This window comes from Bacteroides pyogenes DSM 20611 = JCM 6294, assembly GCF_000428105.1.
GTDB classification, from domain to species: domain Bacteria; phylum Bacteroidota; class Bacteroidia; order Bacteroidales; family Bacteroidaceae; genus Bacteroides; species Bacteroides pyogenes.
The window spans coordinates 25,173-47,775 of sequence record NZ_ATZH01000003.1; the positions used below are offsets into that span (position 1 = coordinate 25,173).

18 protein-coding genes and 1 pseudogene are annotated in these 22,603 nt (G+C 47.3%); 13 read left to right on the forward strand and 6 right to left on the reverse strand.

From position 1 onward, the window contains the following. Nucleotides 1–62 precede the first annotated feature (62 nt). From C234_RS0100090 to zupT, 5 genes are all read left to right on the forward strand, one after another. A complete protein-coding gene (locus C234_RS0100090; RefSeq protein ID WP_027324080.1) occupies nt 63–857 on the forward strand; it encodes an outer membrane lipoprotein-sorting protein in 795 nt (264 codons plus the stop codon). A 6-nt stretch (nt 858–863) separates the two neighbouring features. Further along, nucleotides 864–2,117 carry a DUF1302 family protein gene (locus tag C234_RS0100095; protein ID WP_027324081.1) on the forward strand — a complete coding sequence of 418 codons (1,254 nt, stop codon included), beginning with the start codon at nt 864–866 and terminating at the stop codon, nt 2,115–2,117. Nucleotides 2,118–2,200: 83 nt separating this feature from the next. Further along, nucleotides 2,201–3,952, forward strand: coding sequence for an ABC transporter ATP-binding protein (locus tag C234_RS0100100; RefSeq protein ID WP_027324082.1), 1,752 nt, complete (start codon nt 2,201–2,203; stop codon nt 3,950–3,952). Nucleotides 3,953–4,029: 77 nt separating this feature from the next. Then, the gene (locus C234_RS15595; protein WP_051290101.1) at nt 4,030–5,784 is read left to right on the forward strand and encodes an ABC transporter ATP-binding protein; all 1,755 of its coding nucleotides are present in this window, start codon (nt 4,030–4,032) and stop codon (nt 5,782–5,784) included. A gap of 213 nt (nt 5,785–5,997) precedes the next feature. After that, on the forward strand, nt 5,998–6,825 hold the full coding sequence (zupT, locus tag C234_RS0100110; RefSeq protein WP_027324083.1) for a zinc transporter ZupT: 828 nt from the start codon (nt 5,998–6,000) through the stop codon (nt 6,823–6,825). Between the two features lie 71 nt (nt 6,826–6,896). On the opposite strand, the gene C234_RS0100115 is transcribed toward zupT, so the two are convergent. Further along, a complete protein-coding gene (locus tag C234_RS0100115) occupies nt 6,897–8,414 on the reverse strand; it encodes a GH3 auxin-responsive promoter family protein (RefSeq protein ID WP_027324084.1) in 1,518 nt (505 codons plus the stop codon). A gap of 142 nt (nt 8,415–8,556) precedes the next feature. Here C234_RS0100115 and C234_RS0100120 point away from each other — a divergent pair, with 142 nt between their 5' ends. Then, the gene (locus C234_RS0100120; RefSeq protein ID WP_027324085.1) at nt 8,557–9,567 is read left to right on the forward strand and encodes an ATP-dependent 6-phosphofructokinase; all 1,011 of its coding nucleotides are present in this window, start codon (nt 8,557–8,559) and stop codon (nt 9,565–9,567) included. A gap of 154 nt (nt 9,568–9,721) precedes the next feature. On the opposite strand, the gene rnc is transcribed toward C234_RS0100120, so the two are convergent. From rnc to C234_RS0100135, 3 genes are read right to left on the reverse strand one after another with little or no spacing between them, the layout of a single operon-like run. Further along, nucleotides 9,722–10,774, reverse strand: a complete 1,053-nt coding sequence (gene rnc, locus C234_RS0100125) for a ribonuclease III (protein ID WP_051290102.1) — start codon at nt 10,772–10,774, stop codon at nt 9,722–9,724. A gap of 4 nt (nt 10,775–10,778) precedes the next feature. Then, complete coding sequence (gene fabF, locus C234_RS0100130; RefSeq protein ID WP_027324087.1) at nt 10,779–12,041, reverse strand: beta-ketoacyl-ACP synthase II; 1,263 nt, start codon at nt 12,039–12,041, stop codon at nt 10,779–10,781. Nucleotides 12,042–12,058: 17 nt separating this feature from the next. Next, nucleotides 12,059–12,295 (reverse strand): acyl carrier protein, encoded by a 237-nt coding sequence (locus tag C234_RS0100135; RefSeq protein ID WP_004291965.1) that lies wholly within the window; start codon nt 12,293–12,295, stop codon nt 12,059–12,061. A 98-nt stretch (nt 12,296–12,393) separates the two neighbouring features. Between C234_RS0100135 and purN the strand changes: the two are divergent. After that, nucleotides 12,394–13,022, forward strand: a pseudogene (gene purN / locus C234_RS0100140) (phosphoribosylglycinamide formyltransferase). 163 nt (nt 13,023–13,185) lie between these two features. Next, nucleotides 13,186–14,598, forward strand: a complete 1,413-nt coding sequence (locus tag C234_RS0100145) for a carboxylesterase family protein (protein WP_027324089.1) — start codon at nt 13,186–13,188, stop codon at nt 14,596–14,598. 4 nt (nt 14,599–14,602) lie between these two features. Here the strand turns inward: C234_RS0100145 and pdxB are convergent, their stop codons facing one another. Beyond that, complete coding sequence (pdxB, locus tag C234_RS0100150) at nt 14,603–15,652, reverse strand: 4-phosphoerythronate dehydrogenase PdxB (protein WP_027324090.1); 1,050 nt, start codon at nt 15,650–15,652, stop codon at nt 14,603–14,605. A gap of 116 nt (nt 15,653–15,768) precedes the next feature. Here pdxB and C234_RS0100155 point away from each other — a divergent pair, with 116 nt between their 5' ends. The 5 genes from C234_RS0100155 to C234_RS0100175 are packed head-to-tail and all read left to right on the forward strand — an operon-like array spanning nt 15,769 to nt 21,233. Further along, entirely contained in the window at nt 15,769–16,374 is a 606-nt protein-coding gene (locus C234_RS0100155) for a DUF4254 domain-containing protein (protein WP_027324091.1), read from the forward strand. 3 nt (nt 16,375–16,377) lie between these two features. Continuing rightward, nucleotides 16,378–17,409, forward strand: coding sequence for a glycosyltransferase family 9 protein (locus tag C234_RS0100160; RefSeq protein WP_027324092.1), 1,032 nt, complete (start codon nt 16,378–16,380; stop codon nt 17,407–17,409). A gap of 7 nt (nt 17,410–17,416) precedes the next feature. After that, nucleotides 17,417–18,475 carry a glycosyltransferase gene (locus tag C234_RS0100165; RefSeq protein ID WP_027324093.1) on the forward strand — a complete coding sequence of 353 codons (1,059 nt, stop codon included), beginning with the start codon at nt 17,417–17,419 and terminating at the stop codon, nt 18,473–18,475. Between the two features lie 18 nt (nt 18,476–18,493). Continuing rightward, complete coding sequence (locus tag C234_RS0100170; protein WP_051290103.1) at nt 18,494–20,257, forward strand: LTA synthase family protein; 1,764 nt, start codon at nt 18,494–18,496, stop codon at nt 20,255–20,257. Nucleotides 20,258–20,303: 46 nt separating this feature from the next. Next, nucleotides 20,304–21,233: a BUD32 family EKC/KEOPS complex subunit gene (locus C234_RS0100175; RefSeq protein WP_021646793.1), complete on the forward strand. Its 930-nt coding sequence runs from the start codon at nt 20,304–20,306 to the stop codon at nt 21,231–21,233. A gap of 59 nt (nt 21,234–21,292) precedes the next feature. On the opposite strand, the gene C234_RS0100180 is transcribed toward C234_RS0100175, so the two are convergent. Next, a complete protein-coding gene (locus C234_RS0100180) occupies nt 21,293–22,429 on the reverse strand; it encodes a glycosyltransferase family 4 protein (protein ID WP_027324095.1) in 1,137 nt (378 codons plus the stop codon). Nucleotides 22,430–22,603 lie beyond the last annotated feature (174 nt).

The window sequence follows — 22,603 nt, forward strand, 5'->3', positions numbered from 1 at the left end:
GAATGGCGGATATCGCCCGAAAATACAGTTTGAATATTAATTTATTTAGAATCTCATAAAAGATGAAAACAAAACATTGGATAGCTGTCCTTGCCCTGAGTGCGACAGGGGCGGCGAGATTGAATGCCCAGACTCTTACGGGCAGGGAGATTGCACAACGCGTCAAAGACCGTCCCGACGGCGATACGCGCCGGTTGGAGATCATTATGAAGCTTATCAATAAGCGGGGCAGCTTGCGCGAGCGCCGGCTTGTTTCTTACTCTTTCGATACGGGTAAAGGCAAAAAAGACCGTAAAACGCTTATGTTCTTCCTTTATCCGGGCGATGTGAAAGGAACAGGCTTTCTCACCTGGGACTATGATGAGATAGGGAAAGAGGACGACAAATGGCTTTATCTGCCTGCGATGAAGAAAACACGGCGTATCAGCGGCACGTCTGCAAAGAAAGATTACTTCATGGGCAGCGATTTCACGTACGACGACATGGGTAGCCGGAATGTGGACGAAGATACGCATAAGCTGCTTGGTGAAGAAACGGTAGGCGGGCACAAGTGCTGGAAGCTCGAGTCTGTGCCGAAGGATAGCCGCGATATCTTCTCGCGCAAGGTGGCATGGGTGAGGCAGGACTGCTACATCGGCTGTCGTGTGGAGTATTACGACAAAATGGATAAATTGCACCGATTGCTTCTGATTTCAGATGTGCGCAAGGTGGATGGCTTCTGGATGGCAGGCAAGCTTGAGATGGAGAATGTGCAGACGGGGCATAAGACTCTGCTTGAAATCAAAGATCCGAAATACGATATACCGATGGATGAGGCCAAGTTTAGTGTGACCACGCTTGAAACGGGTAAATTTTGATGCGTTATGCGAAGAAAAAATCGAATAAAGAGTCTTTTTTGTCTGCTGGGATGCGGAGGCTTGCTGACTGTAAATGGACAGGAGACGGGTGAAGGCAGTTGGAAGATAAAGGGTTTTGCCGAGACCTACCATGCGCTTCGTATAGAGTCTCCTAACGATTGGATGAGCTCGCGAACCCGCTTTCGTGGCGAGGTGACGCATGATATGGGGCGCTCCTCGCTGTTCGTTTCTTTCAATGCTGTATACCATGCCTTGTTGAAAGACCGGACGGGCTTCGAACTTCGTGAAGCTTATCTCGACTATCGCGCAAAGCATTGGGGGGTACGTGCCGGCAGACAGCTTGTCATCTGGGGATCGGCAGACGGAGTACGTATTACCGACCTTGTCTCGCCGATGGACATGACCGAGTTTCTGACACGCGACTATGACGATATACGGATGCCCGTCAACGCACTCCGCTTCTTCCGGTTCAACGATAAAGTGAAGTTGGAAGCCGTATTGGTTCCGGTAGTCGAAGGTTTCCGCTTGCCTGTCGGAGCGCAGAATCCCTGGTCTGTGTTGCCGAAGAATCTTCCGCTCCCGGTGATATGGGACGGAGCGCACAATCATCCTGCCTTCAAACTGTCGAATGTGGAATATGGCGGACGCCTGAGTGTGACGTTGCCGGGAATCGACTTCTCCATTGCCGCACTGCATACGTGGAACAAAATGCCGGTATTGGATTACCGGACTGAAGCGGACGGTGTGCGCATTACACCGCAATACTACCGTATGGGATTCGTCGGGGGCGACTTCTCCAAACCGCTGGGACAGTTTGTGCTGCGGGGAGAGATAGCCTGCAACATCGGAAAGCATTTCGGCTATATGCCCTCAGCGGCTGCAACGCCCCAGAAAGGTTTCAACACCCTCAACTGGCTGGCGGGAGTCGATTGGTATGCGCCGCATGAGTGGACGGTAATGGCGCAATTCTCTGCCGAGCATATTTTCGGTTACCTGCCCTGCATAGCCCAGTCTGCATACCACTCGTTGCTCACCGTGAACATATCGAAGAAGCTGCTGAACAGCTCCTTGACCCTTTCCGATTTCACTTATTTCGACATCCGCCACCGTGGATGGCTCAACCGTTTTGCTGCGAATTATGCCGTCAATGATCAGGTGTGTTTTGCTGCAGGATGCGACTGGCTCGGAGGTAAAGAAGGCATGTTCGGCATATACAGGCGAAATTCGGAAATATGGATGAAAGCTAAGTATAGCTTCTGAGAGGCATCCGTAAACAAACGGGAAAAAAGAAAGGAGAGATACATTCCCATTGTTAAACTTTAATTTTTTTAAACAGGCTCTAAATGAATACTCTTGGAAATTTGAAAAGATATATGGGCGGACGGAGGTTGCTGCTTCCGCTCTCGCTCGTTCTTTCAGGTATAAATAGCGTTGTGTCGCTATTGCCTTTTGTTTTTATCTGGCTCATAGTCCGTGTATTGCTGGTTACGGGCGGCACTATCGAAGGAACATCCGTTGGCGTTTATGCCTGGTGGGCTTTCGGGACGGCTGTGGCAGGCGTAGTTCTTTACTTCTTCTCGCTCATGTTGTCTCATCTGGCTGCATTCCGCGTCGAGATCAATCTCCGGCGTGAGGCTATGCAGAGGCTCGTAGCCATGCCGTTGGGCTTTTTCGACCGGAACACCAGCGGAGAGGTGAGGAAGATAGTGGATGAAGGCGCTTCGGAAATCCATACCTTCACGGCGCACTTGCTGCCCGACCTTGTAGGCAGTATATTGTCGCCCGTTATCGTAATGGGGCTCATTCTCTTTTTCGACTGGCGTCTGGGCATCGCTTGCCTCATCCCCCTGTTGCTGGCTTTCGCCACCATGGCGTATATGATGGATCCGAAACGGAACAAGTTTCAGCGTATGTATCTTGACGCGCTTGAGAAGATGAGCACCGAAGCGGTGGAATATGTACGCGGTGTTCCGGTAGTGAAGGTGTTCCAGCAGACGGTATTCTCGTTCAAACGCTTTTACGACAGCATTGTCACCTATAGCGAGCTGGTAACCCAATATACGCTGGAGTGGCAGAAGCCAATGTCGTTCTATACCACCGTGATCCACGCTTCGGCATTCTTCCTCGTTCCTGCCGCCATTTTGCTCTTCGGGCGTTCGGGCGATTGGACGGAAGTGCTTGCTAATATGTTTTTGTATGTGCTTATCGCTCCTGTTTTTGCCGTAAACATTATGAAGATAATGTATTTGCAACAGGACCTTTTCCTCGCCGGAGAGTCTATCGACCGGATAGAACGGCTGACGATGCAACCTCCTCTACCACAACCCGAAGTGCCGGAAACGATGAAGGGGAAGCAGGTAGACTTCCGTCAAGTCCGTTTCCGCTATCCCGGCACGTCGGCAGATGTGCTTCGCGACCTCTCTTTCTCCATTCCCGAAGGAAAAACGTATGCGCTTGTAGGACCATCGGGCGGTGGGAAAACGACGATAGCCCGCCTTATCCCGCGCTTCTGGGATGTAACCGAAGGAGCTGTCCGCATCGGCGGGACAGACGTACGCAATATCGCTAAGGAAGAGTTGATGCGCAATGTTTCGTTTGTGTTTCAACATTCCGGGTTGTTTAAGACTACCTTGCTCGAAAACATAACCTACGGCAATCCGCATGCAACGCAAGAGGCCATTGAACGCGCCATCGACCTTTCTCAGAGCCGTGAGATCATCGACCGTCTGCCTGCCGGGCTGCATACCCGGATAGGATCGGAGGGAACGTTTCTTTCGGGAGGAGAACAACAACGCATCGCTTTGGCGAGGGCTATACTGAAAGACGCTCCGGTGGTGGTGCTCGACGAAGCTACCGCGTTTGCCGACCCGGAGAACGAACGGCTGATACAGAAGGCATTGAGAGGGCTGATGAAGGGAAAGACCGTGCTGATGATTGCTCACCGCTTGACGAGTGTGCAGGATGTAGACCGCATACTGGTGATCGAAGGCGGGCGGATCGTGCAGCAGGGCACACATAATGAACTGACAGCTATCGAAGGGACTTATCAGGCAATGTGGAAAGAATACCTGAAGTCTGTATCCTGGAAGTTGTGATTCATTGGGGCGGAATTTGCCCGAAATGAATCCGCGATGTTGTGATTGATGCATTATTTACTAAAAAAAACAATGAGATGATAAAATATTTTCAGAACCGCTTCGCCTTATCCGAAAAAGGAGCGAAGTCTTTTCTCGTCAGCATCTTGTTGACTACGCTGCTCAACATCGCTATGCTGCTGCCCGCCGTTTTTGTTTTTCTGTTCCTTACGGAATATCTCCGTCCGGTGATGAGTCCCGGAGCTTCCATATCCAATGGCTTTTGGTACTATGTGTCGGTGGCCCTCGTCTTTATGGCGGTGATTTACATAATCTCGCTGTTTCAGTATACGGCTACCTACACCAAGGTGTATACCGAAAGTGCCAATCTGCGTATCTCCGTCGCCGAAAAACTGCGTAAGTTGCCTCTGGCTTTCTTCGGCGAGAAGAATCTTTCCGACCTCACTTCCACCGTGATGGAAGATTGTACTGCCCTTGAGCGACTTTTCTCTCATGCCGTTCCGCAGCTTTTCGCTTCGGTGATAAGCGTATTGATTGCCACCGGACTGTTTTTCTACGACTGGCGATTGGCTCTGGCCCTGTTTTGGGTGGCTCCGGTGGCGGCTTTGCTTATCTTCTTTTCCAAGAAAGCGATGAACAAGTCTTTTGCCGCGCATTATGTTGTGAAGCGCGGTGTCACCGAGCAGATTCAGGAAGGGCTTGAGCAGATTCAGGAGATTAAAGCCTATAATGGCGAACGGGCGTATCTCGACAGGTTTGATGACGTACTCCGTGTTTTTGAAAATGGGCTTATACGCGGAGAATTGTTGATAGGCGTATTGCTCAACGGAGCGTACATCCTGCTCAAACTCGGTCTGCCTACAGTCATCGGCGTAGGTGCTTATTTGCTTTCGGTCGGAGAAGTGTCCATATTCTCTTACCTGATATTCCTCATGATTTCTTCCGCCATTTACAATCCTTTGATGGAGGTCTTCAACAATCTGGCAATCCTGTCTTTCCTCGACGTGCGTATCAACCGGATGCGAGAGATAGAGGGCATGCCTGTTCAGCAGGGGAGAACGCAATGCAAGATAGATAATTACGATATCGTATTCGATTGCGTGAACTTCTCTTACGAAGCAGGGAAGCAGGTGCTCTGCGATGTCTCTTTTACAGCCCGTCAGGGTGAAGTGACGGCTTTGGTAGGTCCTTCGGGCGGCGGGAAGACAACCTGTGCCAAGCTTGCCGCCCGTTTTTGGGATGTGGACAGCGGAACGATAACTCTTGGCGGACAGGATATTTCGGAAATCGATCCGGAAGCTTTGCTGAAGAATTTCTCAATCGTTTTTCAGGACGTCGTGCTGTTCAACGCCACCATTGCCGATAATATCCGCATCGGGAAGAAAGACGCCACCGACGAAGAAGTGAAGTGGGCGGCGGAGCAGGCCCAATGCGGCGAGTTTATCGGCAAGTTGCCCGAAGGATATGACACCCTGATAGGGGAAAACGGAGAAACCCTTTCCGGAGGAGAGCGGCAGCGCATATCCATAGCGCGGGCATTGCTGAAAGATGCTCCGGTGGTATTGCTTGATGAAGCTACCGCCAGCCTCGATGTGGAGAATGAAAGCAAGATACAGCAAGCCCTTTCGGTACTGGTGAAAAATAGAACGGTGCTTATCATTGCCCACCGGATGCGTACGGTGGGCAATGCGCATAAGATAGTGGTGTTGAAAGAAGGGCGTGTGGCAGAGCAGGGTACGCCGTTGGAACTACTTGCCCGCTATGGTGAGTTTGCCGCAATGGTAAAGGGCTGTTATGGGTTGACGGAGGAATCTGCCCTTGCTTTACAGTAACGGTAGCCGTTACCATATTCTTCCTTGGGGCTCTTGCTAATGAAGCGCATGTTCTGCTTTCCTAAAAGGAGTCAATCTTAATTTGAATAATAAATGAGTGCAATCATTTGTCAACCCGAAAAGAATAGTTAAAAACATTCCTTTTAGGTATTGCAAATGTCTGTCTATCATTTTACCTTTGTAGGGTAAATTATTAATTATGGGAGACATAGTATGGAACAATCTGTATTGACCGCATTTCTTCTGACTCTTTTCGCCGGACTTTCTACAGGTATAGGCAGCGCTATCGCTTTTTTTGCACGGCGTACTAATACCTCGTTCCTTTCCGTTTCATTAGGTTTTTCGGCCGGGGTGATGGCGTATGTGTCGTTTGTCGATCTATTGCCTGCTGCGGTGAGTTCTCTCACTGACTTGTATGGTGTGAAACAAGGGACGCTCTACGCTACCCTCTCATTTTTTGGTGGTATAGCCTTTATAATGCTTATCGACCGTTTCGTTCCGGAACAGGAAAATCCGCACGAGATGCATAAGGTGGAAGAAATGGTCGATGAGTCATCTTCCGGTGTAAAGGAAACGCCAGAACACAATCCGAGATTGCTTCGCGTGGGTATGGTAACTGCGCTGATATTGGCGATTCATAATTTCCCAGAGGGTATGGTTACTTTCCTTGCGGGACTGAAGGATGTGAGCATTGCCATTCCTATCGCTATAGCCATTGCTATACATAATATTCCGGAGGGGATTTCCGTATCTGTGCCTGTTTTCTATGCCACCGGAAGCCGTCGCCGCGCTTTTTGGCTTTCTTTCCTTTCGGGACTTACCGAGCCGTTGGGGGCGCTTGTCGGTTATTTCCTGTTAGCTCCATGGCTTACCGATGAGGCTTTCGGTCTTATATTTGCTGCCATAGCGGGTGTGATGGTGTTTATTTCGTTCGACGAACTTCTACCCGCTGCCGAAGAATACGGTAAACATCATCATGCTGTGTATGGGCTGGTGGCGGGAATGGCAGTAATGGCTTTTAGCCTTATTCTGTTTGCTTAAAAACGGTCAGCTATTAATAGCAAACAACCGGTGTATGGGACGCTCGATGTCAACGCATTGAGTTCTTTTTGCTAATCAATACGGTTGTTCAGTGGAAGCATCTCTTCGATATATTCGCGGGTATTGCTCAAGCGGGGTATTTTATGTTGTCCGCCGAGTTTGCCTTTCTGTGCCAGCCAATCGTGAAACAGTCCGGGGCGCGCCACAATCACTTCGAGCGGCTGAAGAGCGATGTCTTTCCATCGCTTGGCTTCGTAGTCTGAGTTCACTTCCTTTAAGGTGGCATCCAGTACAGCGGCAAACTTCTCCAGCGAGTCCGGTGTTTTGGCAAACTCAATCAGCCATTGATGGCGACACTTGGCATTCTCGTCCATAAAAACAGGAGCTGCAGAATACTCGCTGACTTGTGCGCCTGTAGCAGCGCAGGCTTTTGCCAGCCCTTTTTCAGCATTGTCTACAATCAGCTCCTCGCCGAAGGCATTGATGAAATGTTTGGTTCTTCCGGTGATGACAAACTTATAAGGATTCTTGGAGGTGAATTTGACGGTATCGCCTATCATGTATCTCCATAAACCGCATGAAGTAGAAATCACCATTGCGTAGTTCTTGTTCAACTCCACTTCTTCCAGACAGTAAGCCCGAGGGTTCTCTTTGCCGACTTCTTCGAGCGGGATGAATTCGTAGAAAACGCCGTAGTCGATCATTAGTAACATCGAAGGGTCGGAAAGATCGTTCTGCGTACCGAAATATCCTTCGGACGCGTTGTAAGTTTCTACATAATGCATTTTCGGCGAACGGATGACCTGTTTGTACTGTTCACGATAAGGTGTGAAAGCTACACCGCCGTGAAAGAATACTTCGAGGTTGGGCCATACTTCTTCCAGTGTGCTCTTGCCGGTTTTCTCCAGAATATGTTTGATGAGCACGAGCATCCACGATGGAACGCCCGAGAGATTTGTCACATTGGATCTGACAGTACTGTTTGCAATCGCTTCTATCTTGCTTTCCCATTCGTCCATTAGCGCTATCTTCTTGTTCGGAATGCGGATCAGGTTCACCAATGGTGTGACATTCTGTATCAGGATAGCCGAAAGGTCGCCTACCAAGCTGTGATTCGAGCTGAGGTTCGGACTATGGCTCCCTCCCAGAATCAGTCCTTTACCCGAGAACAGGCGGCTGTCTGGATTGATTCGAAAATAAAGAGCCACGGCATCTTTACCCCCTCTGTAATGAGTGTCTTGCAAAGACTCTTTGCTCACCGGGAGAAATTTACTTTTATCGTTTGTCGTTCCCGACGATTTGGCAAACCAGCGTATCTCCGAAGGCCAAAGCAGGTTTTGCTCACCCGCTCGGAGGCGCTCTACGTAGGGTTTGATATCTTCGTATGTCTGTATCGGGAGACGGTTTCTGAAGTCTTCATAGTCGCGTATGGAAACATAGTCGTATCTTTTCCCCCATTCCGTTTGTGCAGCTTGTGCGGTCAGCCTGCTTAATACTTGGCGTTGGAGTTCACCGGGGCAGCTACTGTAAAGGTCTATTTGTTTCAGGCGGGAATCGAAGATTCTGCTTATGAGCTTGGTTATATTCATTTCTGTGTGATCATCATAATGTTTAGGAGTGCAAAAGTAGCCTTATTTATCTTTTTTTTCTATCTTTATGACGGAAATAATCGTTAAAAATGACGACTTTCGCAGGAACTCAGAAGATATTGATTAAAAATAAGGTAAGATTATGAGAATTGGAATCTTGACTTCCGGTGGAGATTGTCCGGGCATTAATGCTACTATTCGTGGTGTTTGCAAGACGGCTATCCACCATTACGGAATGGAAGTGATAGGTATTCACAGCGGCTTTCAGGGCCTGCTGACTAAAGACACGGAAGTTTTTACAGATAAATCGATGTCCGGTTTGCTTAATCTGGGAGGAACCATGTTGGGTACTTCACGCGAGAAACCTTTTAAGAAGGGAGGCATTGTATCCGATGTCGATAAACCGGCTCTGATTATGAAAAATATCCGTGAAATAGGGTTGGACTGCTTGGTGTGTATCGGAGGAAACGGTACGCAAAAGACTGCTGCCAAGTTTGCCGCTTTGGGAGTAAATGTTGTTTCTGTACCGAAGACTATTGATAATGATATTTGGGGAACAGATTTCTCTTTCGGATTCGATTCTGCGGTAAGCATTGCTACCGATGCCATCGATCGGTTGCACTCTACGGCCAGTTCGCACAAACGGGTAATGGTAATCGAAGTGATGGGACATAAAGCCGGATGGATTGCCTTATATTCGGGAATGGCGGGCGGAGGAGACGTGATTCTTGTTCCTGAAATTCCCTATAACATCAAGAATGTAGGAGCTACTATCTTGAACCGACTGAAAAAGGGTAAGCCTTACTCTATTGTAGTGGTGGCGGAAGGCATTGTGACGGACAGAGGAAAACGTGCTGCAGCTTATATTGCGCAGGAAATAGAATATGAAACCGGTATTGAAACTCGTGAAACGGTACTTGGATACATCCAGCGAGGCGGTTCGCCTACGCCTTTTGACCGTAATCTTTCGACTCGAATGGGAGGGCATGCCACGGAATTGATTGCCAAGGGTGAGTTTGGGCGTATGATTGCCTTGAAAGGGAATGATATTTCGTCTATTCCTCTTGAAGAAGTAGCAGGTAAATTGAAATTGGTTACCGAAGATCACGATTTGGTAATTCAAGGGCGGCGAATGGGGATTTGCTTCGGATAATTCGCAATTACAGACAGACTTGATGAAGAATAATGGGATTTTGTTCAGGTAGCTTTCTTTCAGGGGATGGTGTAGGGCTTTTTTCGCCAATCGGTTTGTTCGGTAGAGTATTTGATAGTTTTCATCAGTGCTGTGAAAAAGAAGTTGCTTCTGCTTACTTAGCCGTTTGTCGGTTTGTGGACAGCGAATTTTGTGGAACACCTGCTTCGTCAGTTTCTGCTTTTTCTCCCTGCAGGGAGGGTTCTGCTACGGATATTGTTTGGGGTATTTCTTTTTCTGAAAGTAAGGACCCTTCTCGGGTTTCCATTTCTGCATTTTCTTGCCTCGAATCAGTGAGAGCATATGAAAAACCGTCTGTTTCAGAAAGATTGTCCTTTTCTTCTTCGCCAATGATATCTTCTTTTTTTTCAGCTTCAGCTGTTGATTCGGCAGCGATTGTGCGCTGTGACTTTATTTCGTGAACAGTCGATAGAAAAACGGTGTCTCTTACTTTTTTTATAGCCATTTGAGCGGCATTTTGTTGCGACTCTTTTTTAGAATATCCTGTGCCTGTTCCGGCCGAAAGCCCTTCAATATGGATTTCGGTCTGAAACACAGGGTTGCCGTCCTGGTCGACAAATTGTTCGATCAACTCGAATGAGACTTCCATTTTGTTTTTTTGGCTCCATTCGATGAGTTTCGATTTGAAATTCATCTCTTTGCGTGAAATCTTATCCAAATCAATATATCGGTCGATAATTTGCTCTTCTATAAACTGCTTACAATGCTTGTATCCCCTGTCTAGATAAATAGCTCCGATGAATGCCTCGAAAGCATTCCCGTACATATAGCTGTTGTGGGAAGAAGAACGCGAAGAGTATTTGATGAGCTTGTCCAGCCCGATTTGAACCGCCAGCTTGTTCAGTGTCTCACGCTGTACGATTTTCGAGCGTGTGTTTGTCAAGAAGCCTTCCCTTTTCCCCTCAAAATGTTTGTAAACAATGTCTCCGATGATGGCATCCAGAATAGCATCGCCAAGAAATTCCAGTCGCTCGTTGTTCAGCATCCTGCCTTTTTCGGAACGAATACCCGATGATTTATGGAGAAGCGCCTGCTCGTAGATTCGAATATCGTGCGGATAGAAACCGAGTATACGGTAAAAACAAAGATAAGACCCTCTGTCCTTGCGGAACAGGAGCCTTATCTTATCTATTTGGTTGCGTAACACGATCTTACTCTGCGTATTTCTTGAAGATGACGCATGCGTTATGACCACCGAATCCAAAAGTATTGGACAAAGCAACGTTAACTTCGCGTTTCTGAGCTTTGTTGAACGTGAAATTAAGTTTGTAATCGATGTTTTCATCGTTGTCACCTTCTTCATGGTTGATAGTCGGAGGAACAACACCGTCTTTGATGGCAAGTATGCTTGCTATTGACTCCACCGCTCCGGCTGCGCCGAGCAAGTGTCCTGTCATCGACTTTGTAGAACTGATGTTCAGTTCGTAGGCGTGATCGCCGAATACTTCCTTGATGGCTTTAGCTTCTGAAATATCTCCTACGGGAGTAGATGTACCGTGTACGTTGATGTAGTCTACCTCTTTCGGCTCCATTCCAGCGTCTTCCAATGCGTTCATCATCACGAGTTTGGCTCCCAGTCCTTCCGGATGGGAAGCTGTCAGGTGATGTGCGTCAGCCGACATACCTACACCGGCAACTTCCGCATAAATTTTAGCACCACGGGCTTTGGCGTGCTCCAACTCTTCAAGAATCAGGCATCCTCCGCCTTCACCCATAATAAAGCCGTCACGGCTTGAGCTGAAAGGGCGTGAGGCTTTAGCGGGATCGTCATTGCGGGTAGACAAGGCATGCATGGCGTTAAAGCCTCCTACTCCCGCGGGGAAAATGGCTGCTTCTGAACCTCCGGATACTATTACATTGGCTTTACCCAAACGAATCAGGTTAAAAGCATCGGCAATAGCATTCGTAGAAGTTGCGCACGCCGAAGCTACGGAGTAGTTCGGGCCGTGAAAACCATACATGATCGAAATTTGTCCTGCTGCGATGTCCGAGATCATTTTCGGGATAAAGAACGGATTGAATCTCGGTCCCATTTCCTTGTGCAAGTAGTAATTGCCTACCTCCTCTTCGAAAGTGTGTATACCGCCGATACCGGCACCAAAGATGACGCCGACTCTGTTTAAATCTTCTGTTTCAATGTCAAGACCGGAGTCTTCTACCGCTTCTTTGGCAACAGCGATGGCATACTGAGTATACAAGTCCATCTTTCTGGCTTCTTTGCGGTCTATATATTTTGTCACATCGAAGTTTTTCACTTCACATGCGAATTGGGTCTTGAACAGTGATGCGTCGAAATGAGTAATAGGCCCTGCTCCACTAACCCCGTTCACGAGATTCTCCCAAAATTCGGGAACTCCATTGCCAACAGGAGTAATGGCGCCAAGGCCTGTTACTACTACTCTTTTTAATTCCATATCAATGAAATCGATGATTACTTAGCGTGTTCTTCAATGTAAGATACAGCATCGCCTACAGTGCCAATCTTTTCAGCTTGGTCATCGGGGATAGAGATACCGAATTCTTTTTCGAATTCCATGATAAGTTCTACAGTGTCAAGAGAATCTGCTCCCAAGTCATTAGTGAAGCTTGCTTCGTTGGTAACTTCTGATTCTTCTACGCCTAATTTATCAACGATAATCGCTTTTACTCTTGATGCAATTTCAGACATAACTTTAAGTTTTTAATTAATAATTAGTTTTATTTCTTTAATTTTGCCGTGCAAAGGAATGAATATTTATCGTTTTGCGCAAATTTTTGCTCAAATAAATGCTCTCTTTTGCACATTTTTTACTGTTTTGTGCATAAAAACGTGTGCTATGAAGAAAAATATCGCAATTTTCGCTTCCGGTTCCGGAACAAATGCCGAAAACATCATCCGTTACTTTCAAAGGAGTGAATTTGTTCGAGTTTCATTGGTAGTCTCTAATAAACCGGATGCCTATGTTTTGGAACGCGCTCATCGTCTGAGGATTCCCTCTTACGTGTTTTTGAATGAAGACTGGATAGCGGGTGATAAGATCCTGGCTGTGTTGCAAGCGCATCAGATCCATTTTGTGGTACTCGCCGGTTTTCTTCTTCGAGTTCCCCTTTTGTTGTTGAATGCTTTCCCTCGTCGGATCATTAATATTCATCCGGCACTTCTCCCGAAGTTTGGTGGGAAAGGGATGTATGGCGACAGAGTGCATCGCGCGGTGGTCGATTCCGGTGAGACGGAGAGCGGCATTACTATACATTATATAAATGAGCGATACGATGAGGGAGATGTGATTTTTCAGACTGTCTGCCCTGTGTTTCCGGGAGACAGTGCCGAAGATGTGGCGAAAAAAGTGCATGCTTTGGAGCATCACTATTTTCCGAAAGTGATTGAAGAGTTGTTGGAGTGCGGTCAGGATTGAGGGTGATGAAGATAGCGTTATAGCTTGCGCGGGAGGATACGTCGGTCCGTAGAACCTTTCTGTTTAAAAGATTTTTTCGCGCTTAAAAAATATTTTTGTTCTTCTTAGCGTGTTTTTTAAGGGGAGGTAATTTAAAAATTGTTTGTTATTAAATGGGAAAGAGATGAAATTTGTAAAGTTTGTATGCCTGCTATTAGTTGTCGCTTGCAGTTACTGTACAGCGAAAGATCCGGAATTGCAATTTCCTGAGGAAAAAGGGGAGTCCGGAAAGGAAACAGAACTTGATAGAGGGAAGTATCCGCCGATGGAGGAAATCGTTTCGTTTTTCTCGGGAACTTTGTTGGGTAAACATGCGTTTTACGAAAAACAGAAGAATTTTGACATCTCGGAAATAGAGCACTATCGTTCGATGATCTGGAAGGCCTGGAAAGAAGCGAACGCCCGGTTTGATGAAGAAAAACTTATCGAATTAATGCCTTTGTCCGTTGCCCGTACAGGTAAATGGCATCTTCCCACAAGTTTGGAACCTGACGCTGTAATGCCTTATTATTGGGGAACGAAGGGTGAAAAACCTGAAAAAGGTTATCCGCTTTATCTGTACATGCATGGTTCGGGTGGCAAAGAATCGGAATGGGCAACGGGATTGAGTATTTGTCAACGTTTTGCAGATGCCCCATCGGTTTATTTTATCCCTCAGATTCCCAATGAAGGAGCCTATTATCGCTGGTGGCAGAAAGCCAAGCAGTATGCTTGGGAGAAACTGCTCCGTCAGGCCTTTCTTTCGGGAGAAGTGGATCCCGACCGGGTTTATTTCTTCGGAATCTCCGAAGGCGGGTATGGCAGCCAGCGACTGGCTTCTTTTTATGCCGACTATCTGGCTGGAGCCGGACCGATGGCGGGTGGAGAGCCGTTGAAAAATGCGCCTGCTGAAAATTGCCGTCACATAGCTTTCTCATTGCGTACGGGTGATAATGACCGGATGTTCTATCGAAATACGTTGACTTCTTATGTGAAAGAAGAATTCGAACGCCTGCAGAGGCAGAACCCGGAGACTTATATTCACCGTGTCGAGTTGATTCCCGGTGCGGGACACAGCATCGATTACACGCCTACTACACCTTGGTTGAGCCGGTATACGCGCAATCCATATCCCAAGCAGGTCAGTTGGGAGGATTTTGAGATGGACGGACTTCACCGGAGAGGCTTCTATAATCTGTACGTGAAAGAGCGTCCGGATGAAAATGCACGTACTTTTTATGAAATGAATATTTCGGGGAATGATATCGAACTGAAAGTGAGTGATGTCGTTTACGAAACCGTAGAAAGAGATCCGAGATGGGGAATAGAGATGAAGTTCAGGAAGAACTATACGCCTGTGAAAAAAGGAAAGTTGATTCTTTATCTATGTCCGGAATTGGTCGATTTGAGCAGGAAAGTCACTGTCTCCGTCAATGGGCGGAAGGTTTATACGGGTAAAGTCCGCCCTGAATTGAAACATATCGTCAACAGTTGTGCGGCATTCTGCGATCCTCGCCGTTTGTATCCTGCCGCTGTAGAAGTAACCCTCTCTGAATGAATAGTCAGTTTTGCCGGCAGCTGATATTGTAAGCTGCCTCTTCTCTCCGCAGCGGATACTCCTCTCGCAGCTTTTCAAATACTTCCGGCTGTGCTTTCAGCCGGTTGCTGTCGTTTCGAGGATCGTATATCCGGAGCAGAGCTTCTTCATATGTTCGGGCTTCAACAGTGGGTGAAGCCGGGGGGGGAGGTGCGATGACGTATTCTTTCTTTATGGCGAAGAAGTCGCAAACGGCGTCCAACGCCATCCGGGTGGCGTTTGCTTTCCCGTCTGCCGAATATCCGGCAATGTGAGGAGTACCGAGCAGTACCTTACCTAATAGTTCTCGATCGATGGCGGGTTCGTTTTCCCATACATCAATGATGGCATCCGAAATCAGATGCTTGTCCAACGCCTTGGATAACGCGTCCGTTTCAATTACTTCACCCCGCGAGGTGTTAATCAGTAGCGGCGTTTGGCGCAATGAGTGGAAAAAAATTTCGTCTGCCAAATGAAAAGTCTTGTATGCTCCTTTTATATATAAAGGTACGTGGAAGCTGACGATATTGCATTCCTCTGCTATCTGTTCCAGCGGACAGAACTCTCTGCTCCCTTCCGCCGCTTCTCGAGGAGGGTCGTTGAGTAGCACGCGCATGCCGAAATGTTTGGCGACTTCGGCGACTTTTCGTCCCACATTCCCTACTCCCACAATGCCAATGGTCAGTCCTTTCAACTCTCTTTTTTTCATCCGGCTCCATACGATGAGCCCCGATTGTACATATTGTGCTACGGAAGCTGCGTTGCATCCCGGCGCATTTCTCCATTCTATACCCGCCTGCCGGCAAAACTCCGTATCTATATGGTCATAGCCGATGGTAGCAGTAGCGATTAGCCTCACACGGCTTCCCGCCAACAGTTCACTGTTGCAGTGTGTACGCGTGCGGATAATAAGAGCGTCGGCATCTTTCACCGTTTCGGGGGTAAAATTCCTACCCGCTAAGTAAACAGCTTCATCGGCTATCGATTCTATCGCCTCTTTTATATAAGGTATTTTATCGTCGACAATAATTTTCATATACAAATTGGATATTGACCTTACAAAGGTAAAAAATAAAAAAGTAAGAAACGGTTGTCCGTGTGGAAAATATTCCATAGCTTTGCCTTATTATATACTTAATTTGGACTAAGATTATGACATTTAGTAACCTGTGTAACGGTATTTTTTGGAAGTCGACAACCGATTACCATGTGACGGATTCGGTAGATGCTCCCATGAACAATCCTTATGAGTTGAAGTCGATCGAGTATTATCTTTACCTGAAAAACTGGATCGATGCAGTTCAATGGCATTTTGAAGACATTATCCGTGATCCTCAGATAGATCCGGCGGAAGCATTGATGCTGAAGCGGAGGATAGACAAGTCGAATCAGGACCGTACCGATCTGGTGGAGCTTATCGACAGTTATTTTCTGGATAAATATAAAGAGGTGAATCCTTTGGCGGGCGCCACTATCAATACAGAGAGCCCGGCATGGGCGGTAGATCGCCTTTCTATTCTGGCTTTGAAAATCTATCACATGCAACAAGAGGTGGAACGTACCGATACCACAGAAGAACATCGGGCTAAATGTCAGGCGAAATTGGATGTTCTGCTTGAGCAGCGCAAAGACCTTTCGTCTGCAATCGATCAGCTGTTGGCTGATATCGAAGCAGGGAAAAAATATATGAAAGTTTATAAACAGATGAAGATGTATAACGATCCGGCATTGAATCCGGTTCTTTATGCTAAAAAATAACGAATGGCGCGTATTCTTATTATTCGTTTTTCAGCGTTGGGCGATGTCGCTATGACTCTCCCTGTGCTGCATTCGCTGGCTGTGCAATATCCGGAGCATGAAATCACACTGTTGAGTCGTGCTCCGTGGCAGCCTCTTTTTGAAGGGCTGCCCGAGAACGTTCGCTTTGTCGGCGCCCATTTGGCAGACAAACATAAAGGCTTTCTCGGACTGAACAGGCTATATGCCGAGCTGCAAGCGATGCGTTTCGATTATGTAGCCGATTTCCACAATGTACTTCGTTCTCAATACCTCTCTTTGAGGTTTCGATTGGCAGGCATGCCTGTGGCATCCATTTGCAAGGGACGTGCAGGTAAGCATAAACTGATACGTCCGAACCGTAAGGTATTCGAAAATCAAAAAAGCTCTTTCCGTCGATATGCAGATGTGCTGGAGAAATTAGGTTTTCCGGTTTTAATGAATTTCTCTTCCATTTATGGAGAGGGGAAAGGCGATTTTTCCGAAATAGCACCTATAACAGGCGTTAAAGGGGATGAGAAATGGATTGGTATCGCTCCTTTTGCCAAACATGCCGGAAAGATTTATCCGATAGAACTTCAAGAACAGGTGGTAGCTCATTTTGCCGCCAATCCCAAGGTCAGAGTATTCCTTTTCGGCGGAGGAGAAAAAGAAGCGGATATTTTTAATAAGTGGACTGCCAAATATCCTGCGGTTACCTCTATGATTGGCAAACTTAATTTACGCACGGAACTCAATCTGATGAGTCATTTGGATGTGATGCTGTCGATGGACTCCGCCAATATGCATCTGGCATCGCTGGTCAATACACCCGTCATATCCATCTGGGGAGCCACCCATCCTTATGCCGGATTCATGGGTTGGAAGCAGTTGCCTGTCAACACCGTACAGCTCGATATGCCCTGTCGTCCATGCTCGGTATACGGAGAGAAGCCTTGCCGCAGAGGAGATTATGCTTGTTTGCGAGATATCAGGCCGGAACAGGTGATAGAGAAAATAGAGGGAATTATTAATTAGATGGTTGATGAATATACTAATTACTCACCGGGGAACCGACTTGGTAACCTATAAAATGCTGGGTATTTTGTCCCGGAATAAGTTTTTTAAGATTTACATCGCAGTCTCTTCTGAAAAGGAAGAGTCAATGCTTGAAGGTGATTGTATTCCGCTAAAAATCCCAGGTATAAACTCTAAATTTTCATGGAAAGTAATTAAAGCGCTTCGCGGGCACATACGTAAGTATCAGATAAATCTTATTTTTTCTCCCAGTACTTCGGGCCTGTCAAATTCGCTGTTTGCTTCGTTGGGTATGCGGGTGAAGAATGTCGGTTACAGAGGTACGCAAGCTAAGGTGAAAAGATTCGACCCTACTTATTACATGGGGCTGCTGAATCCGCGGGTAGACCATATCGTGTGCGAAACGGCTGATATACAAGAGTATTTATCTCACTACATAGATCGCAATAAATTGTCAGTCAGTACTAAACCTTTCGATGTGGAATGGGTAGCCGATGCTTGTCTTAATCCTAAGCAGGCGGATGGAGTTCCCGAGAATGCTTTTAAGTGTATCTATATCGGTGCAACGAAAGGTCGTCCTTTCAAAGGGCTGACTGATTTGATCAAGGCCTTCCGGATATTGGATTCCAAAGACGCCCACTTGGTAGTGATTGGTGATTATGACGATTCGGACTATCAATTGGCTCAAAAAGGAGCGTGTGCAAATCGTATTCATTTTTTGTGGAACCGGGAAGATGCCATATCTTTTTTGCCCAAGCAAGATTTGTTTATTTTACCGGCTTTACGTGATGCTTCTCCGCGTGTAGTGCGTGAAGCTATGGCTTGCGGTGTGCCTTGCATCGTAACCGATATTCCCGGTGCGCGCGATTTGATTGTGGACAATGTTTCCGGTATTTTGGTTCCGTCCCGTTCACCGGAGAAAATAGCAGAGGCCATTCGGGGATTGATGAATGACAGGAAGAAGCTGAAGACTTTGGGTGTTGCCGCCCGTGAACGTATCATCAATGATTTCAGTGTAGATGCTTACGTTGCTTATTTTGAAAAACTGTTTGTTAAATTATCTTGATTTTTTGTTATGAAACAAATGAAGTCGCGTAAAATTCTATCTTTGTTTATTGGGTGTTTATTTTTAAAGTTTCTGCTTTTTGATTTAGATTGGTGTCTGAACACGACTTTCTCCTCTTTTTCCTTCCCTCAGACTTATTTCAGCAAATTCTTGTTGGCTTCTTTGCTGGCTGTCCCTCTTACGTTCATTCGCACCCGTTGGTATTGTGCCATCGTTGCATCCTTGGTAGATATACTTCTGGTTGTCAATCTGATGTATTTCAGAACTTACTTCACTTCCATTCCGTGGGATAGTTACTTCCTTGCCGGCAATCTTGCCGACTTCAGCGATAGCGTATTGAGCTCTTTGCGATGGTCGGATTTGCTCTTTCCGCTTTCTACCGTTTTGTTTTTTGTGTTGATCCGCGGGCAGAAATTGGGCGACCGGTTGAAAGAGAACCTTTCCCGCAGCCTGAAGTTTTTGGCTGTCTGTATAGGCGCTCCGGCTTTTGTTCTGGGAGTCATTTTCGCTTTTTATGGCGGCTATAAAAAAGCTTACGAGGCTCTGCTTATTGACTATCAGACATGCGGTACTCCAATCTATACCATACCCGGTTCTTTGTATTACGAGCATATACAGGATAAAACAGAGTATACCCCTGAAATAAAAAAAGAAATTGAAGACTGGCTGAGCAAACAACCGCGTAGGCAAGAACTACCTTATAAGATAGAGGCCCGCGATAATTGCATTATTATTTTGGCGGAATCTTTCGAGAGCTTTGTGCTCGAGAAAGTGGTGGAAGGAAAGGAAATCACTCCTTACCTGAACCGGTTACTGAAAGAAGACAATGTGTTGTATGCCCCTTATGTGCAAAGCCAGGTGAAAGGCGCGCGTTCTATCGACGGCCAACTGTTGCTCCATACAGGCTTGCTGCCGGTTAATTTCGGCGCTTACAGCGCCCGCTTTCCGCATCATACCTACTATACCATAGATAAAGCTTTCAAAGAAAAGCACGATGGAGGGGTGACCCGTTGTTTCACTGTAGACAAGAAGGTGGTTTGGAACGTGGCGATTGTGGCTCAGGACTTCGGTTATGACAAGCTGCTGGATAAACCGTTCTTTGTGTTGGATGAAAAAACCGGTCCTCGAAAACGCTTGGGGGATGTTTCTTTCCTCAGGCAGTGCGGAGAGAAGCTGCTGACGGAAGAGCTTTTCCAAACAGGAGGGCATACGCTTGTGCAGTGTGTCACTTATTCCGGACACGGACCTTTCATTATTCCCGAGAAAAGTAAGCGAGTGCATTTTTCAGAACGCATACCTACACTGCTGAAGAATTATATAGAGGTGGCCAATTACACAGACTACGCAATCGGAAAGTTTGTGGAATTTCTTCGTTCTCACCCGAAATTCGACAGTACGATGATTGTCATTACCGGCGATCACGAAGGGTTCGGGACGAGCAGGAGCGGTTTGTACGCCGATCCTGTGGGGAAAGATATCATTTCTCCGCAGCGTTTTACTCCTTTCATTGTGCTAAACTCTCCGGTTTCTCTTCGTTATGAGAAAGTGATGGGGCAGATAGACATGTATCCTACCTTGCTCGATCTGATCGGCGCCGACGATTATCCGTGGAGAGGATTGGGAAGAAGTATTCTTTCGCCCGACAAGAAAGGGTTCGCGATCTCTTCGCAGATGGAGATTATCGGAGATACTACGGGCGTGTCTCCTGCCGAGCTGCAACATGCGCGAGATGCTTGGCGAGTATCCGATTTGATGATTTGCTGCGATTATTTTGCGAGATAGGAGCGGCTTTCGATGATATTAGGTTATAGATTAAAATGTTTTTAAGATGAAGTGTGTCGTAAACTCTAAGTATAAGGAGTTTGAAGAGTATGTCAGACAGCTTCCTTTTTCCTTTGATACGGAGGGGGAAGTGATTTACGATGAGCGCAATGTACTGAAACGGATAAGAGTGAAGGATATGGATTGGGTGGTAAAGCGATTCAAGAAGCCCAACGTAATCAACCGCATTGTATACTCTTTCTTCCGTAAATCGAAGGCTTTACGTTCTTTCGTCTATTCGGAGGAAATTCTCCGGCGGGGGTTTGATACTCCCGATCCGGTTGCGGCTTTGGAAGAGTACACATTCGGCTTGCTGGGATATAGTTATTACATTTGCGCACATGAAGAGGGAGAAACCGTGCGTGCCCTGATGAAGGGCGAGGTGTCCGGAAATGAATCTGAGTTGCGGGCCTTTGCCGAGTACACCGCTTCGCTGCATCAGAAAGGAGTGATACATTTGGATTACTCGCCGGGCAACATTCTCATTTCCCGTGTGAATGGCGGATATTCGTTCTCGTTGATAGATGTGAACCGGATGAAGTTCATAGACGGGGAGGTGGATCGTGAGACGGCGGCCTTCAACTTGCGCAGGCTTTGCATCTCCCGTGACGTTTTAGGCTATGTGGCTACCTGTTATGCTGCCTTCCGGGGATGGGCGGATGCCTCTTGGGTGAAGAAGTGCGAGGAGATGAGCGACCGTTTCTTCGCCGGATTGATGTATAAGATTGCGTTCCGCAACCCTGTCGGCAGGGCCTCTGCCCGCACGGTTTTCCGCTTTAAGCTATACCGTTCGCTGCGCCGTATGCTTCCGTCCGCTTCTTCTGCCGCCCGACGCTTGTTTGCCAAAGAAAGCGAGCTCTACAACCGCTACTTTGCCGCGAGTGATTTGAGGGCTGTTTACAAGGAGCTCTATGCGCGGCCGGGTTCTGCGCAGTGAAACTGTCTGCCGGATTTTGACGGAGCCTACAAGGAACGCTATGCACCGGATGCCGGCAACTATGAGTGAAGCACTTTCCTGTAAATCTCCATGAGTTGTTCCGCCTGTTTCTCTTCGGAGAAAGAGGCGGCAAACCTTTTTCCCTTTTCAATCATCTCTTTTCTTTGGGCTTCATCGGTACATAGCAGGCGGAGAGCTGCGGCCGTTTCTTCCACGTTGTCGGGGTCGACGTAGATGGAGTACGGGCCTCCTGCTTCTTCCAGACAAGAGCCTGTGGCAGCCACCACAGGCACACCGGAGTGAAGAGCTTCGAGAATCGGGATGCCGAATCCCTCGAAACGCGAAGGATAGATGAACACCGTTGCCATTTGGTACACTGCCGGCAGGTCGGCAAAAGGAAGGTTGTGTATGAAATGTATGCGGCGGGCAAGCCCTTTCTCATCCGCATAACTCTTTATCTTATCGGTATACGGCGTATGCTTTCCTACGATGACCAGATGTACCTCATCGGGAAGTCCCTCCATTGCCTTTATTGCCAGCAACGCGTTTTTGCGCTCTTCTATGCTCCCCACGTTTAAAACATATTTTCGGGGAAGTGAATAACGTTGCCGCACCTCCTGCTTCTGCTGTTCGGTTGCTTCGTGTGAGAAACAAGCGTCGCACCCTTGATATACGACCTCTATTTTGCCCGGGTCTATGTCGAAAAAAGAAACGATGTCGCGTTTCGTGCATTCGCTGATGGCGATGATCCGGTCGGCATTCCGGCAGGCTTTGCGAAACTTGAATGAATAGATGCCCCTGTCTATCCGCTTATAGAATCGCGGATAGCGGAGAAAAATCAGGTCGTGTATGGTAACGATGCTTTTTATCTTCTTGCGGCGGATGTTGAGCGGGAGTTCGTTGCTCAGTCCGTGGAAGAGATCCGTATGCTCTTTCTCCATCTGACCCGATATCCCCCATACGCGCCATAGCGAACGGGCTTTTCGCCATAGAAACCCCGCCGGGAGCTTGAGCGACAGCTGCGGATGTCTGTTCAACAACCTGTCCGTCTGCTTATTCTCTATCCGCTTGGGTGCGTATGCGATATACTCGTTGTCCGGATAAAAACGGCACAGTATATCGATGACATAGCGGCTGTAATTTCCCAAACCTGTGAAGTTCTGCACGGCTCTTTTGGCGTCGAATCCTATTCTCATGGCATACTTATGTTATATTGCACTATCTGTTCTCGTCGGGTGACAACATGTTTTCGTATGAACACCTTGTTTTCATCCGTCGGGCAAACTTACGGAAAATCTCCGGAATAAACGAATATCTGCTCTATTTATGATGTCCGGCAGGGACAGGCAGAGTAATCGGGAAGACGGAAA

What these genes read in the sequence shown, in the direction of transcription:
- C234_RS0100170 (WP_051290103.1), top strand. Translation starts at nt 18,494, where the DNA reads ATGAAGTCGCGTAAAATTCTATCTTTGTTTATTGGGTGTTTATTTTTA.
- C234_RS0100165 (WP_027324093.1), top strand. Translation starts at nt 17,417, where the DNA reads ATGAATATACTAATTACTCACCGGGGAACCGACTTGGTAACCTATAAA.
- C234_RS0100180 (WP_027324095.1), bottom strand. Translation starts at nt 22,429, where the DNA reads ATGAGAATAGGATTCGACGCCAAAAGAGCCGTGCAGAACTTCACAGGT.
- fabF (WP_027324087.1), bottom strand. Translation starts at nt 12,041, where the DNA reads ATGGAATTAAAAAGAGTAGTAGTAACAGGCCTTGGCGCCATTACTCCT.
- C234_RS0100120 (WP_027324085.1), top strand. Translation starts at nt 8,557, where the DNA reads ATGAGAATTGGAATCTTGACTTCCGGTGGAGATTGTCCGGGCATTAAT.
- C234_RS0100160 (WP_027324092.1), top strand. Translation starts at nt 16,378, where the DNA reads ATGGCGCGTATTCTTATTATTCGTTTTTCAGCGTTGGGCGATGTCGCT.
- C234_RS0100115 (WP_027324084.1), bottom strand. Translation starts at nt 8,414, where the DNA reads ATGAATATAACCAAGCTCATAAGCAGAATCTTCGATTCCCGCCTGAAA.
- C234_RS0100175 (WP_021646793.1), top strand. Translation starts at nt 20,304, where the DNA reads ATGAAGTGTGTCGTAAACTCTAAGTATAAGGAGTTTGAAGAGTATGTC.
- C234_RS0100135 (WP_004291965.1), bottom strand. Translation starts at nt 12,295, where the DNA reads ATGTCTGAAATTGCATCAAGAGTAAAAGCGATTATCGTTGATAAATTA.
- C234_RS0100155 (WP_027324091.1), top strand. Translation starts at nt 15,769, where the DNA reads ATGACATTTAGTAACCTGTGTAACGGTATTTTTTGGAAGTCGACAACC.
- C234_RS0100100 (WP_027324082.1), top strand. Translation starts at nt 2,201, where the DNA reads ATGAATACTCTTGGAAATTTGAAAAGATATATGGGCGGACGGAGGTTG.
- pdxB (WP_027324090.1), bottom strand. Translation starts at nt 15,652, where the DNA reads ATGAAAATTATTGTCGACGATAAAATACCTTATATAAAAGAGGCGATA.
- C234_RS0100090 (WP_027324080.1), top strand. Translation starts at nt 63, where the DNA reads ATGAAAACAAAACATTGGATAGCTGTCCTTGCCCTGAGTGCGACAGGG.
- C234_RS15595 (WP_051290101.1), top strand. Translation starts at nt 4,030, where the DNA reads ATGATAAAATATTTTCAGAACCGCTTCGCCTTATCCGAAAAAGGAGCG.
- zupT (WP_027324083.1), top strand. Translation starts at nt 5,998, where the DNA reads ATGGAACAATCTGTATTGACCGCATTTCTTCTGACTCTTTTCGCCGGA.
- C234_RS0100145 (WP_027324089.1), top strand. Translation starts at nt 13,186, where the DNA reads ATGAAATTTGTAAAGTTTGTATGCCTGCTATTAGTTGTCGCTTGCAGT.
- C234_RS0100095 (WP_027324081.1), top strand. Translation starts at nt 864, where the DNA reads ATGCGAAGAAAAAATCGAATAAAGAGTCTTTTTTGTCTGCTGGGATGC.